Origin of the sequence: Aneurinibacillus thermoaerophilus, assembly GCF_019603355.1 — a bacterium.
In the GTDB taxonomy this organism is placed as follows: Bacteria; Bacillota; Bacilli; order Aneurinibacillales; family Aneurinibacillaceae; genus Aneurinibacillus; species Aneurinibacillus thermoaerophilus.
Map to the genome: position 1 here is coordinate 736,293 of NZ_CP080764.1, position 14,016 is coordinate 750,308.

Below are 14,016 nucleotides of genomic sequence, written 5' to 3' on the forward strand. Positions count from 1 at the left end.
TGTCAGCTCCTCTTTTTTGTTTCATACGGCACGCCGATACCCGTAAACCCGAATAGTATCGTGATTACAGGACAAAGCAGACAGAAAAACGCGAACGGCGCATATTCAAAAACAGATACGCCAAGTACTCCGGAAATAAAGACGCCGCTGACGCCCCACGGAATAAGCGGATTTACAACGGTGCCGGCGTCTTCAAGCGTTCGTGCCAGATTTTTGCGTGCAAGACCGAGTTTTTTGTATTGCTTGACAAACGCATTACCGGTAAGAATGATAGACAAGTATTGCTCGCCGAGCAGTAAATTGATACCTATGGCGGATAAAGCGGTTGAAGCGATCAAGCGTCCGCGCGTCTGGATAAAACGTTGAATCATATCCATCAGTTGATAGATAATGCCAAGATGATATAGCAAGCCGCCCATGCTGAGCGAAAGAAAGATAAGAGAAACGGAAAACATCATGCTTTGAATGCCGCCTCGTGTTAGCAATGAATCAATGACTTTGTTTCCTGTCTCGGACGTAAAGCCATTTTGGATAATCCCGATCATGTCACCTATTTTCAATTCATGATTAAGCATGAACGCTACTGCAATTCCCGATAGAATACCAACCATCAGCGTTGGGATGGCCGAAATCCGGCGCATCGCCATGACCATGATGAGCAGAGGCGGCAACAGTGCCACAGGATGGACAACAGCATGTTCGATAAGCGCACGGTGCAGGCCCTCAATTTGTTCCTGCGGAATGGCTCCTGCGTTTCCGTTTCCGAGAAATAAAAACAGCAGGAGAGAAAGCAACAGCGCCGGAGTTGTTGTCCATGTCATGTGGCGAATATGGGTGAATAAATCGATGCGTGCTACTGTAGGCGCTAAGTTTGTCGTGTCGGACAGGGGCGACATTTTATCACCAAAGAACGCTCCTGATACTATCGCACCTGCTATCCAAGCGGGATTGATGCCTATCATCGTTCCCATGCCCATAAATGCGACTCCGATCGTGGCTGTCGTTGTTAGCGAACTTCCGGTGCAGGTTCCTACAACCGCAGTGATAAGCAGAACGGCGGCTAAAAAGTATTTTCCCGATAAAATGCTGAAACCGTATGCCATCATTGTGGGAACAGTGCCGCTTGCTATCCAAACGCTAATGAGTGCACCGATAAGAATAAAAATAAATATCGGCGTAAGTCCTGGCCGCACGCCTTCAATCATACCTTCTTCAACCGTTTTCCAGGGCACTTTTTTTATGGAACTAATAATGATTAAGAGAAAAAGGGATAAAAGTAAAGGAACGTGCGGAGGCGCCTGCCATCCGATAATACAGAAGCTAAGAATGCTGAGCAAAAACAATGTAATAAGCCCAGCTTCCGCTTTTGTAAATTTTGTTTCTTGGTGTTGCTCTGGCACGATTCATTCCTCCAAAAAATTTTACTACTTAAACGCTTGTACGCTTTTAAGCGTTAAATTAACTTTTTAAGAATACTCGATTAATAGTTTGTTTGTAAAGCATTATTTTAAAAGATGATAAAAAAAAGATGAGTTATACTGTCTAGTAGAAATCAATCCATAACAGAGAATGAAAGGCAGGAAAAACATGGGGAATGACGTGCTATGGTGGGAAGAAGAAAACAGGCAATTGTTGTCCGCAGTATGCCGAAATTGCCCGGAACCGCATTTTCAGCGGCGTTCAGGTGATTTACCGCATATCGGGTGCTGTGCGTATGAACCGGTATTTACTTTGTTTGAAATATATAAGATGATTGCCGCGGGAAAGACGGAATTCTTTCTCAAGGAAATATATGCAAATCCGCAAAATGAGATATACGACTATGAAATTGTGGCGGGTGCTAGCATTCAACCGTTATTTTACGAGCGTTCTTCGGAAGAAGATGAATCGCCGGCGGAGCGCTATGAACGTCTGAAACGATCGCCCAATACGGCGTATCTTGCGGTGGATGAGCGGCTGGCGTATGCGGTATGCCAGTTCTTTATTGATGGCAAAGGGTGCGGCCTCGACCCGCGCTTTAAAACAAGCATCTGTCGTTCCTTTATTTGCAGCTCGATTGAGGAGCAGTTGACAGAAGAGGAACGGAAGCATTTGAGCGCCTGGCAGCGCGCGATCCGTGATGAAGCAGAGCCGTTTCACAGACGACATAAAGCTATTTTAGAAGAGAAGGGGTGGACATTACACAATCACGTACATGGCATTGTGGAATACTTTCGCCAGGTAAGCCAAGAAGCCCCTCTTTTTTGATGAGAAAAGAGAGGGCGCAAGCTGTGAGTTTTTCTTAATTTTACAATCCGGCGTGCGGTTACATAATATTTTTTATGCTAGGGCTATTAAGGCTGCTGATCGTGACGTCTGTTTGACGGTTCTGCCGAATTTCGCAGACACCATTGCCGCTTCGGCTTGTCCTGGAGCGGCGGCCATACCTCCTGTTAGCATGTTTTTTGCCATTAAGGAAAAGAACATTAGCAGATGGATGGCATTGTTTCTTGTAATTATAAAAAAAGACAGAAAGTCATATAGCCTTTGTTTCGCCTATAAGCGAATAGAGACTATATGACTATGTTGATTGTTTTACAAATAAGGGGAAGAAATCTGGTGTATGGCTGCGCGAATAGGCATTTCGACAGCCTTTTTATACGTTTCTATCAAGCCTGCGAGGCGGAACAGTTCCCGGTTAGGTTTGGTATTCACTTCGATGATCCAGATTTGGCCTTTTGTATCAATTCCGATATCAATTCCAAACTCTATGAAAGAACCGAATTTTGATTCGATGTGTTGGGGCAATAATAAGCTTACTTGTTTAATGCCTTGCAGGATGCTTTCTGTTTCTTCGGGAGAAAAGCGTAGCGTAAGCAAGTTTTTTATGGGAACAGCGCGGCCCCCGCTTTGTAAATTGGAAGTAATGAGCTGTTGTGGAGATTGTTTGCCTACGATACCGGTTATTATCCACTGTCCTACCTCATTTTTTTGTACGAGTACACGGCTGTCACAGATGAAACCGGGGAGAAGCGCAAGATCGAGGCCTTGCTGTAAAATAAACGTGCGGCCCTGCCTTTGACACCAGAGCAGAAGGTAACGTTCGGCTGCAGGAAGAGAGCGGATCGTATTGCGGATGATGCAGCCTGTTTTATCTCTGCCGACCATCTCGAATATCTCGTGCTTGCGCTGAATACGGATGATTCCTTTGCCTCCCGAACCGTTAACTGGTTTTGCGTACAGGACTGGATATTTTCGTATTAGTTTTCCGAGTGCGCCCTGCTGTACGCGCATTGTTTCAGGCAGATGCGGGGCGATGTCGGAATGACCACTAAAAAACTGGTGCGCGTTCCACTTGTGAGCAAAACGGCTATTTAAATAAACAAGGCGGCTTTTGTTCCGGTATGCTGCGTACTTTTTGAATATCTCAGGTGTCATGTTACTAAAGCGGTCATATACAATATCGGGAGTCCGTGTCTTTTTGGCCTCCCATTTTTTTTCTTTTTTGTCGTATGCAAATCCGCGGACGATGTTTTTTTCTTCACAAATATCAGCTGGAGAGTAAACAACGAGCTCGCAACCGTATGTTTCAGCCACGAGCGCCAAGCGAGTAAGATATGTTTTGCCAGCGATAAAAGCGCCGTTGCGATAAGTTAACACTCCGATAAGTAGTTTTCTTCCAGTCATATTGTTTTCACGTCTTCTTTTCTCCAATCTCCTGCCGCAAGCCATAATGTCGGCTTTCCGGTAACGCCGCGCACGCAGGCGAACGCAACCATTCCGATGGTAAAGCAAGTTTTTAAGCTAGCCGTATTATCGGCTGCTACCCGCACGTACAATTTGCCAAGCCGGGAGAGCGCCGCGTTCGTCAGCGCTGTTCCGATCCCCTGTTCTCTTGCTTTCTGGTGGACAACGAGAAACGATTCCTGTGTCCCATACCCATAAACGGCGATACAGCCAAGCAATTTGCTGTTTTGGGTATAGATAAGAACAATATTCCCTTCCTCTTCTAGCATTTCCGCAGGCAATGCGCGCAGCCAGCGAATGGCGCGGGCGGTGATGCGTCTATCCCCATGTACATGAATGAAACGGAGCAATTTTTCCCGTGTTCGGGAAAACAAAGCGGGAGAAAGTTCATGAATGAACATGGCGTTTTTCACCCGAAATAGCAGCGAAATTTGCCTGATACTGTGCGTACTCGACGATGCGCCGCAACGAAAGTTTACGGATATGGGGTTCGTCGAATTTGCCCGGTTTGGCATTTGCCTCTATAAACCAGAGACGTGCCGTCTTATCAATGCCGATGTCTATGGATATCTCCCCGAGAGTAGGCCACTCTTTTTCAAGGGATCTGGCGATACATAACGCCATAAGCCGTATGTTTGAGAGCAGCTTTTCCGCTGAGTAATCCGGAAAAGCGGCTGAAAGGATGGGGACCGGAGGCTGCACGGAACCGCCGCGTGGCACGTGAGTCGTAATTTTACCGGAGCCGGCCAGCCGAACCCCGATGCCCGTCACCCCCCATTCACCTTTTCCGTCTTTTTGCACAAGCAGACGAATGTCAAAAAGTTTGTTATCAAATGTGGCGAGGTCAATTCCTTTTTGAATTAAGTAATGCTTTTTTACGTGCGGAGCGAGATAGAACCATGCTTCTTCTTTTGTTTTAAACATTTTTCCTACTGTTTTTTTTCGTTCTTGATGTTGCACGAGATAGTTTCCGCCACTTTGACGCTGAACCCGGTAAATTCCCTGCCCTGACATTCCATTTGCCGGCTTTAGATATACGAGCGAATAGGAAGAAATCATATTATAAAAAACATCTTTGGAAGAAAGCGGGAGCGTACGTGGCAGATAGGGAAGGGTCTCGGGATTGTTCTGTAGGGCGGCGTACAATTGTTGTTTGTTAAAAAAGTGTGGGTTATAAAGCGTTAGACCGGGGGTGGCAGAAAGCTGGTTTAGTGCGGCTTTTACATGCGCTTTTCCCTCATACGCTCGGTTTGGAATCCTGTTATAGAAAACATGCGGAAACGGAAGTTTTTCTTTTATCCATTTTTTTCTTTTTTTATCGAACAAGTATCCTCGCACGGTGCGAGAATTCCAGTCGATATTTTCCACTGGAACGACATAAACGAGCGCTCCCAGCTTTCTTCCTGTTTCGATAATATCAATAAAGTTGCTTTGTACACCGCGGAACAGACCGCCTCCTGCCACGGTTAAAATACCAATGAAAGGACCGATGGTAAGGTGTTTTTGCTGAGAACGGATTCGTACTTTTGAATTGATAGTATGGGGGCTGGGATGCTTACAGGTGATAAGCAGTGTTTTTTTCCAGCCACCAATGCGAAGGTGTAGCTTTTTCTTTGCCAGTAGGGTGTGCGGCGCTTTTTTCGCGGAAAAATGAAGGTGCCATGTACGATGCAAGGGGTGAATGGACACCCATCCCGTCGCGATTATACTCATATGCTCACCGACCCTTTCGCAACTGCGCAAGATAATGTGTATAGCGCAAAGGGTTGAGCCGTACATCCCGGTAATATGTGCTGTTTTCGATTCGACGAAATGAAGCGCGTCCTGGCTTGGAATTCACCTCAATCAACCAAACTTTGCCTCCCCTATCGACTCCAATATCAATGCCGAGTTCGACTAAGCGCCCGTGTTTGCTTTCTAGAAACGGTGGGAGTTCCTTAACGATGTATTCAATATCACTATAAATTTTCTGTAACTGTTCTTCGGTGAAATATTTGTTTAGAAATGGTTTACACGAATGCGCTTTGCCGCCGCCGCATAGATTGGACGTAAGGCCGTTTACTACTCCTGCCCGAATGGCGCGCCCGGTCTCAACCCATTCGCCTTGGCCATTTTTTTGTACAAGCACCCGAATATCAAAAGGGATGCCTTCCGGTGTGGAAAGCTCTAGATAAGGCTGGGCGATCATTTTTACACTAAATTGGTTGCGTAGCCAGAGCAAGAGCGCAGTACGATTGGAGAATTTGCGGTAAAAGATTTTGTTTTTAAAATCGCGCCCTTCGACTCGATGGCTTCCTTGTTTGGAGGTGATTTTCATAACGCCGATGCCAAGCGAATTGCGCATTGGTTTAATTACGACTGCATCGTACTTGTCGAGCATGTTTTTTATTACCTGCAGCGAAGTGACAAGTTCGGTTTCCGGCATATATGCGGCAAGGCCAGCGTGCTGGATAAGTAGGTTATGGTTTTTGAGTTTATCGCCCAGCACATGTCCTAGAAAAGTAATCGAAGGATCATTTTTTAGTTTTCGGATTTGCGTCTCATACTTCTTGCGATTAGAAAGTCGATCATAGACAAAGGTGGGGAAAGGAAAGCGTCTTTTTATCCATTTTTTTTGTTTTGTATACTGGTAACCAATAACAGTCCGGGTAACGAAATTAATCTGGGTTGGTAAAAAGACGTATACGGGCAGTCCGATACGTATCCCGGCCTGGCATAAATACGCGTAGAATGACTTTTCCGGAAATGGGTGATATTTTGTGCTTGGGGTCGCTAGGATGCCAAGATACCCCAACGTCTTTTTTATCATGGTGATAACCTCCTTTTCGAGGAACGTTTGATTTGCATTGTTTTTTTGCGAGGATTAGGTATATAACCGCTGCGGTAAAAACAGTAGTCGACCAGCCGAATGACAGAAGGGCGGGGCCCTTTACCGGCATTCGCCAAGGAGTTGTTTGTTTTTGAAGGTTTCGAATTGATTTCAAGCAGCCATACTTTGCCTGTTCTATCGACACCGAGATCGATGCCGAGTTCAGCATAATGTCCTTCCGTACACTGTTCGAACAGGCGGGCGATAAGAAGCGCGTGTTGCCGGACGGAAGCAGTGATGGAAGCGCGGGCGGCGGGGGAAAAACCGGCTGCAATCAGCGTATTGCCCAACGGAAGTATAGTGCCACCGCGTGCTACATTAGAGACGATACTTTTGCAGGTGGGAGCACTTCGTCCGACAATAGATGTAATACTCCATTCACCGTTTTTATTTTTTTGGACAAGGGCCCGAAAGTCGACAATGCCTCCCTTGAGTTTGATTAAATGCAGTCCCTGTTGCATAAGATACGGTTGTTTACGCATACGGGAACGTAGCATTTGGTGCAGCAAGTTGAACGAGTTGTATCGCCGCGTTACCGTGTCATTGAGGGTAGCATACTGACATATATATCCATTTTGGGTACGGGACAGACGGATAATTCCGCGCCCCAGGCTTCCGCTCGAAGGTTTTAGGTAAATATAAGGATGCTTTTGCAGCATGGCTTGCAATGAAGCGGCTCCTTTATATAAATCCGTATAAGGTGTAAACGATGCTGTTTCTGGCAGCAAGGACATACGCTGATGAATTTGCCATTTATCCAGGAACTGTTCGTTGAAAAATAGGACGCCTTTTTCTTTTAAAATCGCGATTTTTTCTTTGGTCTCCTCCCTTTCTTCAACTTTGCGTGAACCGATTCGATTGTACGTGCAAAACGGTATAGGAAATACTCGCTTTATCCAATGACCATTGCGGTATGTCCAGCCGTTCACCATATCTTTTTCCCGCGAAATTTGATCGAGTGTGAAAATAAAGCCGAGCCCGCCGCGCAGGCGGCATGTTTGTGTCACTTCCCGACAGAAGTCGGTAATGCTGCCGAAAGGACCTTCGTCTGTTGGCACCATCCTTGAGATTAAAATACCGACAATCGGCCCGATAACTAGCCTCCTTGTTGCCGGGTGGAAGTGGAGTCCATACGCGATTTCTTCTTCTAATAGGCCGAGCCGCTGTGCGAAAGATTCTTTTATTTTTATGACGGATGAAGTCGTAATTTCAAAAGCGGCAGTTATTGTCCGCAATCCGTACATAAGTTCGAACGGTTTTTTGCCGACAATCCCGTATTGTTTGACAAAGGAAGCCGGGAGCAGCACATCGATCGCAGCAGGAAAAGACTGGTCGGGTGTGCGCTGGATACGCGTATAACGTTGTGGCAAGGCTCGCTCCCCCTTTCCTACATCTATATATCATCCCTTCATCTTATGAAAAAAAGAAAGGGAGCGTGAGTATTCTCCTATTTGTTTGTTTGTTTGTCGTACATAACGCTGGTACAATAAGAAAAGATGGACAAGAAAGTAAAATAATGGAGGGTAGAAGTATGAAGATTACGTATCATGGACATTCTTGCGTACAGGTTTCTCATGCGGGCAAATCTATCATTATTGATCCGTTTTTGACTGGAAACCCACTGGCGGTAACAAAAGCGGAAGATATCGAAGTGCAATATGTATTGTTGACGCACGCACATGGCGATCATATTGGTGATGCGCTTACTATCGCAAAGCGGAACAATGCCATGATTATCGCCACACATGAATTGGCTACATACATGGGATGGCAAGGCGCAAATGTCCACGGAATGAATCTTGGCGGCGCCTATGAATTTGAGTTCGGCAAAGTGAAAATGACACAGGCGTTCCACAGTTCTGCCATTGTGCTGGAAGACGAAAGACAAATTATTTATGGTGGCATGCCGGGAGGGTTCCTCATCACAATGGGAGGCAAGACACTCTATCACCTTGGGGATACCGGATTATTCAGCGATTTGAAATTGATTGGCGAGCGAAACGATATCGATGTGGCATTTGTACCGATTGGCGACAACTTCACAATGGGGCCAGAAGATGCGTTGCAGGCGGCTGAATGGGTCAGCGCCAAGCTGACGGTTCCGGTGCATTACAACACGTTCCCGCCGATTAAGCAAGATCCGGAAGCTTTTATTCATAATCTGGAAAACAAAGGATTAAAAGGAAAAGTTGTAAATCCGGGAGAAGAATTGGAAATATAATAGATTAGTAATAGTTTTGTAATATGTGTGTAATATTGATGAGGTATCTTAAAAGTGTGATGAAAAACCCCCTTTTTATATACCTCTTGTGTTTTGGGCGGCGTACAAGCCGCTCTTTTTTTCGTAAGATAAAGCGAGAGCGGAAAAAGAAATGGCCTGCCACTTGATCTCCTCGTACTTAAGGAAAGAAGTGTCAGGCCTTTTAAGCTGTGCTTATGTGAGGCGAGAATGCCTAGCAATAGGTATATAAGGTACTAATGTAAAGTTCGAAAGGTTTGTGCTCATGATTTTTTAGTATTTTTACCAATCATTAAATTCAATTTTTTGAATGACGACATCCGTTTTTCCGTTTGGTGTATTTAAAGTAAATGCTTCGTTTGTTGAGCGCAATATGAGTTGCCAACCTACCGGAGAAAGAAAAGAAATGTATCCAGAATCTGGGTTGGCTTTTTCGGGAAAACATAAAGTGAAGGAGTCTGTTTCCTGCCCTTGCTCATAAAATAGCAATACTTTACTTCCGATAAACACGCGAGACATTATTGAAGTAGGGCCCGCGTTAAATGTTGAAAGAAAACTCTCAACTTCTTGTACATATTGATCGAAAAACTTGTCCACTTTACTTCGTTCCAAAAGGTTTGAAGGGAAGTAAGTATCTAAGAAAGTATAACGATGTTCATCAATAAATGCTAGCTGTTCAACTAAACGCTTTTGCAAAGGATGATAACTATGGTTCATAGTAGATTTCTCCTAAAGCTGGATTTTTTCTTGGATTCGGTTTGGTTGTGATACTTATCGTACTCATATAATCCTCCTTATTACATAGATTTAGGTGCATGATAAAAAAAACACCCATTATATATTTTATCATTAACAACCAGGAAATTTTATCTAAAAAATGAAAATTTCGCGCCTTGTTTTCTTGGTTGCATCTATCTCCCATAATGCGTAAGATAAATAACAGTGCATAAAATCTCGAAACAAATAGGTGATTCTACCCATGCGTCTACGTAAAAAACCTGGCGTGCGCGAAGCGATGGCCAACTATCCGAAACTTGTCCCACAGGATGCGGAACAGTACAAAGGCAAGTGGCGCGAGTTTTTTGGCAACAACAATCCAATACATGTCGAACTCGGTACTGGTAAAGGCAACTTTATTACGACGCTTGCCGAACAAAATCCGCATATCAATTATTTTGGTGTCGAATTGCATGAAGAGGTGCTTATTAAAGCCGTGAAAAAAGCGGAGGAAAAAGGGCTTGCGAATATTGCATTTCTCTGGATTAACATTCGCGAACTTGAAAGCTATTTTGCACCCGCAGAGGTAGACAGGTTCTACCTTAATTTCAGCGATCCTTGGCCGAAAAAGCGCCACGCAAAGCGTCGCCTGACCCATAATGATTTTCTAAAACAGTACAAAAAACTATTAAAAGCGGAAGGCTGTATTCAATTAAAAACGGACAATGAGGGATTATTTGAATACAGTCTCAATCGATTCGCAGAAGAGTTGTTTTTGTTGAAAGAAATTACGTTTGATTTGCATAACAGCGAATACGCGGAAGGCAACATCATGACTGAGTATGAAGCGAAATTTGTACAGAAAGGGATGAAAATTTTCCGCTGTATCGCCGCGCATCCAGCGCAACTGGCGGCCAATTTTGTGGAGAATGAATAATTTCTTATCATTCTGATTTCTCAGCCTCGCGCATATACTGTACAAGCGTAAAGAGAAAAGGAAGCGTTATATCCAACTTCCTGTTTACGCTTATTACAGCAAAACGAGGTGAAGAATATGAGGAATGATTTTCGGCATATTATTTATCTGATTTTCGCATTTTTGCTTGTATTATATAGCTTGCCGCGCCTTCCGCTTTTGCGCAGTCAAACAGAAGCGGTCTTGTTCAGCGTTATATGGCTCGCATTCGCTCTTCTTATTATTGGCTCTCAGCTTTATCAAATCATTGATGGATGGGCGAAGGCAGAGCAATCACCGTTGCTTGCTATGACGCAGGATGAGCAGAAGGTTGGAAGAACACAACCCGATTATGAATAGTACAGAGGAAGCCGCCTTATCAAGGCGGCTTATTTTCTGTTTGTGATTGTTATAACAAAGAAGTATAATAAAAATAATACAGATTGATACAGAAAAAAGGTGAGTCTATGGCAACGAAACATGAACAAATTCTTCAGCATATCGAAGATTTGGAAGTAGGTACCAAGATTTCCGTGCGCCAGATAGCAAAAGATTTGGAAGTGAGCGAAGGAACGGCGTATCGGGCGATTAAAGAGGCGGAAGCGCAAGGATTGGTCAGCACGATTGAACGTGTAGGAACTGTACGGATCGAAAAGAAGAAAAAACAGAATATTGAGAAGTTAACGTTCGCTGAAGTCGTAAACATTGTCGATGGACATGTGCTTGGCGGACGGGAAGGGCTTCATAAGACGCTGAACAAATTCGTTATTGGAGCGATGAAACTGGAAGCGATGATGCGTTATGTGGACGCGGGCAGCCTTTTGATAGTTGGAAACCGTTATCAGGCACACAAGCTTTCCTTGCAACACGGAGCGGCCGTATTAATTACCGGTGGTTTTGACACAAGCGAAGAAGTAAAGAAATTGGCGGACGAATTGAAGTTGCCCATTATCTCCAGCAGCTATGATACGTTTACGGTGGCAACATTGATTAACCGTGCGATCGATGATCGTCTTATTAAAAAAGAAATCATGATGGTGGAAGATATTTTAATTCCGCTGGAGGATGCCTATTATTTGCAGGCAAATCATACAGTAGGAGATTGGCGCCGGATGGTAGAAACAATCGGGCATGGCCGCTTTCCGGTTGTGGACGAAAACATGAAAGTGCTTGGCGTGGTCACAACAAAAGATATTGTAGGGCACGATTATAATGTTCCGGTAGAGAAAGTAATGACGAAGAACCCGATTACCGTAATGGCGAGGGTTTCGGTCGCGTCGGCGGCTCATATGATGGTGTGGGAAGGCATTGAGATGCTTCCGGTTGTAGACAATCACCGCCGCCTGCTGGGGATTATTACTCGCCAGGACGTATTGAAAGCGTTGCAGTATATCCAGAAGCAACCCCAAATGGGAGAAACGTTTGCAAACCAGATTATGAACCGATTCCATGAAGAAAAAGGAGAAGGGGGCATTTATTTTCGAGGAGAAGTAACACCGCAGATGACGAACCATCTCGGAAACATTTCCAGCGGGGTGCTGACTACCCTCGTCTCCGAATCTGGAAGCCGAGCGTTGCGCCAGTATAAGAAAGGCGATATGGTGCCGGAAAATATTACGGTGTATTTCTTAAAACCGGTACAAATCGAGAGCACGATTGAAATCCGCCCGCGCGTGCTGGAGGTGGGCCGAAAATTTGGAAAGGTGGAAGTCGAAGTGTACCATCAGGGTATGCTTGTTTCAAAAGCAATGATGACCGTGCAGGTTATCGAACGATAAAACAAGAAAGCGGAGTCGCGGCTCCGCTTTATCTTTTATTTTGTTGTTCTCTTTTGAGCTTCGTAAAGTATGTAAGATTACGGATTCCCATAATCAAGTTAACCGCGCCTATAAAAAGGAAAATAATACCAATAACCAAACGAATTGTATCCACATCGTCAAACATAAGCTGATTAGTACCGACACCGAGCAAGAATATGCCCATGCCGATATTCATGCGCGCCTGATAAATTCGAGCGATCACACCGGGTTGGCTGCGCCATGTAATCGCGTAGTAAATAGCAATGGTAGCTGATAAAATGATAACGATGGCAAAAATGGACGATAATGGCAATTATTGAACTCCCTTTCCTGCATTTTTCTTCAATTCATTTTTGCATTCATTTATCCAGTAATTATAAACAATGGCCGCTTTTCGGCAGGGAAAGCGGCCGTGCTTTCGCGTTATGAATGGGGGCGGGTCTCGTGTTCTGTACCGTCCGCGGGAATGAACCAGCAGCCCAAGGATGTTTTGTCGACATGAACATTTAGCTTCTCTTCCTTGATGTAGCGTTCCATCAGTTCCGTAATTTCTTGCGTTTCAGAGAACGCGGAGAACCCTTTTTTTAATTTTTTGACTTTAGCGCGCGCCATTTCTCTTCGACTAATAACCATTGTTCATTCCTCCTTTTTTTTATTTTACTAAAGTTTGCAAGCGGTGGCGATAGGAAGACTATCTTTTTTCTTCAACCCGGATATAAAAATGCAAGGAGGGCGAAATTACAAGTGTAGACAAGTGCAGTAAATATGTCCGTCCATCGATTGTGTATGTGCGTTCCGCAAGCATTATTCCGATCCCTTCATGAAAACTGGCGACATAATCCAGCGGCTTTCCTTTAAGAAAATATAAGTCCTTGAGCAGCTTTTTTTCCAGTTCTGTTCCCACGAACTCGTCTTGTGTTTGCAAATGAATTTCTATTTTTTCTACCACTTTTTTTTCTTTTTGAATCAAGTTTTTTCTTATTTCTTGATACTCTATTAGTTGTTCTACATATTGAATATTTTCATTTTCTAGTTTACGGGCTTTTAAATGGAGCCTGTCCATTTCGTCTCCTACCATGAGAAGAAGCGCGCACATTCCTGCAATCACCCCGAGAAGAAAAAGAAGAACAAACCGGAGGGAGCGCCGAAAAGCGGAAGCAGAAGGCACCCTCATGAAGGCTCACCACGGATGAGCCATTGGATCATGCGTGTGCCTGTATCCGCACCAATAAACGCGCTGATGATAAAAATAATTTGTTTAATAACAGGAGACATGTTGCCGTCGAGAATGACGCGCTCGATTTGCATAAATGAATCAAAGGTGCCACCAAGTGCGCCGACCATTCCCCATATTTTTAATTTGACCGCGAGCGTTTCCATTTCATGAAACGGAGGCTGCCGGGTTAGAAAAGCTGCCAATCCCCCCAGAATAGCACCTCCTAGGACAATGCCGAAGGCGACAAAAAAGTACATCACCATATGGCTAACTAAATAGCCGAACAACGATTTGTTCACAGGAGATTTACTCCTTTCTATAATAAAATAGATTTGTTTTCATGCTTTGATGAACCGTGAAAATATCCTGATATATCAATCTGTATGGGAGACAGGCTGCAAATAGAAGGGGAATATTTGTTCTTATATTGCTTTGAGTATTATATGTTAAGGTTTATAATAATTGCAGGAGAAAACGGGAGATTCCCGAAGGCGA

Annotated in this window: 16 protein-coding genes; 5 read left to right on the forward strand and 11 right to left on the reverse strand. The window is 44.3% G+C overall.

The features are described 5' to 3' along the window. Nucleotides 1–2 precede the first annotated feature (2 nt). Nucleotides 3–1,400, reverse strand: coding sequence for a Na+/H+ antiporter NhaC (nhaC, locus tag K3F53_RS04015; protein ID WP_057899721.1), 1,398 nt, complete (start codon nucleotides 1,398–1,400; stop codon nucleotides 3–5). Nucleotides 1,401–1,587: 187 nt separating this feature from the next. On the opposite strand from nhaC, the gene K3F53_RS04020 reads away from it, so the two are divergent. Then, nucleotides 1,588–2,247: a hypothetical protein gene (locus K3F53_RS04020; RefSeq protein ID WP_057899720.1), complete on the forward strand. Its 660-nt coding sequence runs from the start codon at nucleotides 1,588–1,590 to the stop codon at nucleotides 2,245–2,247. 327 nt (nucleotides 2,248–2,574) lie between these two features. Here K3F53_RS04020 and K3F53_RS04025 read toward each other — a convergent pair whose 3' ends face one another. Genes K3F53_RS04025 through K3F53_RS04045 form a run of 5 tightly spaced genes read right to left on the reverse strand, consistent with a single transcriptional unit; the run spans nucleotide 2,575 to nucleotide 7,965 of the window. Beyond that, nucleotides 2,575–3,666: a YheC/YheD family endospore coat-associated protein gene (locus K3F53_RS04025; RefSeq protein WP_057899719.1), complete on the reverse strand. Its 1,092-nt coding sequence runs from the start codon at nucleotides 3,664–3,666 to the stop codon at nucleotides 2,575–2,577. After that, nucleotides 3,663–4,127: a GNAT family N-acetyltransferase gene (locus K3F53_RS04030; RefSeq protein WP_057899718.1), complete on the reverse strand. Its 465-nt coding sequence runs from the start codon at nucleotides 4,125–4,127 to the stop codon at nucleotides 3,663–3,665. The genes K3F53_RS04025 and K3F53_RS04030 overlap by 4 nt, the downstream gene beginning before the upstream one ends. Next, nucleotides 4,114–5,439 carry a YheC/YheD family endospore coat-associated protein gene (locus tag K3F53_RS04035; RefSeq protein WP_057899717.1) on the reverse strand — a complete coding sequence of 442 codons (1,326 nt, stop codon included), beginning with the start codon at nucleotides 5,437–5,439 and terminating at the stop codon, nucleotides 4,114–4,116. The genes K3F53_RS04030 and K3F53_RS04035 overlap by 14 nt, the downstream gene beginning before the upstream one ends. A 4-nt stretch (nucleotides 5,440–5,443) precedes the next feature. Next, nucleotides 5,444–6,535, reverse strand: coding sequence for a YheC/YheD family endospore coat-associated protein (locus K3F53_RS04040; protein ID WP_057899716.1), 1,092 nt, complete (start codon nucleotides 6,533–6,535; stop codon nucleotides 5,444–5,446). Continuing rightward, nucleotides 6,532–7,965, reverse strand: coding sequence for a YheC/YheD family endospore coat-associated protein (locus tag K3F53_RS04045; RefSeq protein ID WP_057899715.1), 1,434 nt, complete (start codon nucleotides 7,963–7,965; stop codon nucleotides 6,532–6,534). Before K3F53_RS04045 ends, K3F53_RS04040 begins: the two co-directional genes overlap by 4 nt. A 161-nt stretch (nucleotides 7,966–8,126) precedes the next feature. On the opposite strand from K3F53_RS04045, the gene K3F53_RS04050 reads away from it, so the two are divergent. Further along, nucleotides 8,127–8,816 (forward strand): metal-dependent hydrolase, encoded by a 690-nt coding sequence (locus K3F53_RS04050; protein ID WP_057899714.1) that lies wholly within the window; start codon nucleotides 8,127–8,129, stop codon nucleotides 8,814–8,816. Between the two features lie 300 nt (nucleotides 8,817–9,116). Here K3F53_RS04050 and K3F53_RS04055 read toward each other — a convergent pair whose 3' ends face one another. Beyond that, on the reverse strand, nucleotides 9,117–9,551 hold the full coding sequence (locus tag K3F53_RS04055; RefSeq protein ID WP_057899713.1) for a GreA/GreB family elongation factor: 435 nt from the start codon (nucleotides 9,549–9,551) through the stop codon (nucleotides 9,117–9,119). A 262-nt stretch (nucleotides 9,552–9,813) separates the two neighbouring features. On the opposite strand from K3F53_RS04055, the gene trmB reads away from it, so the two are divergent. From trmB to K3F53_RS04070, 3 genes are all read left to right on the forward strand, one after another. Further along, a complete protein-coding gene (trmB, locus tag K3F53_RS04060; protein WP_057899712.1) occupies nucleotides 9,814–10,488 on the forward strand; it encodes a tRNA (guanosine(46)-N7)-methyltransferase TrmB in 675 nt (224 codons plus the stop codon). Between the two features lie 117 nt (nucleotides 10,489–10,605). After that, nucleotides 10,606–10,866 (forward strand): hypothetical protein, encoded by a 261-nt coding sequence (locus tag K3F53_RS04065; RefSeq protein ID WP_220559362.1) that lies wholly within the window; start codon nucleotides 10,606–10,608, stop codon nucleotides 10,864–10,866. A 107-nt stretch (nucleotides 10,867–10,973) separates the two neighbouring features. Continuing rightward, nucleotides 10,974–12,284 (forward strand): CBS domain-containing protein, encoded by a 1,311-nt coding sequence (locus K3F53_RS04070; RefSeq protein ID WP_057899710.1) that lies wholly within the window; start codon nucleotides 10,974–10,976, stop codon nucleotides 12,282–12,284. A gap of 28 nt (nucleotides 12,285–12,312) precedes the next feature. Here the strand turns inward: K3F53_RS04070 and K3F53_RS04075 are convergent, their stop codons facing one another. The 4 genes from K3F53_RS04075 to K3F53_RS04090 all read right to left on the reverse strand — a co-directional run bounded on the left by K3F53_RS04075 (nucleotide 12,313) and on the right by K3F53_RS04090 (nucleotide 13,820). Next, on the reverse strand, nucleotides 12,313–12,618 hold the full coding sequence (locus K3F53_RS04075; RefSeq protein WP_220559363.1) for a YtpI family protein: 306 nt from the start codon (nucleotides 12,616–12,618) through the stop codon (nucleotides 12,313–12,315). Between the two features lie 110 nt (nucleotides 12,619–12,728). Then, nucleotides 12,729–12,938 (reverse strand): YtzJ family protein, encoded by a 210-nt coding sequence (locus K3F53_RS04080; protein ID WP_057899708.1) that lies wholly within the window; start codon nucleotides 12,936–12,938, stop codon nucleotides 12,729–12,731. A gap of 58 nt (nucleotides 12,939–12,996) precedes the next feature. Then, complete coding sequence (locus K3F53_RS04085) at nucleotides 12,997–13,401, reverse strand: sporulation membrane protein YtrI (protein ID WP_156424091.1); 405 nt, start codon at nucleotides 13,399–13,401, stop codon at nucleotides 12,997–12,999. 74 nt (nucleotides 13,402–13,475) lie between these two features. Continuing rightward, the gene (locus K3F53_RS04090) at nucleotides 13,476–13,820 is read right to left on the reverse strand and encodes a YtrH family sporulation protein (protein WP_236781898.1); all 345 of its coding nucleotides are present in this window, start codon (nucleotides 13,818–13,820) and stop codon (nucleotides 13,476–13,478) included. Between the last annotated feature and the right edge of the window lie 196 nt (nucleotides 13,821–14,016).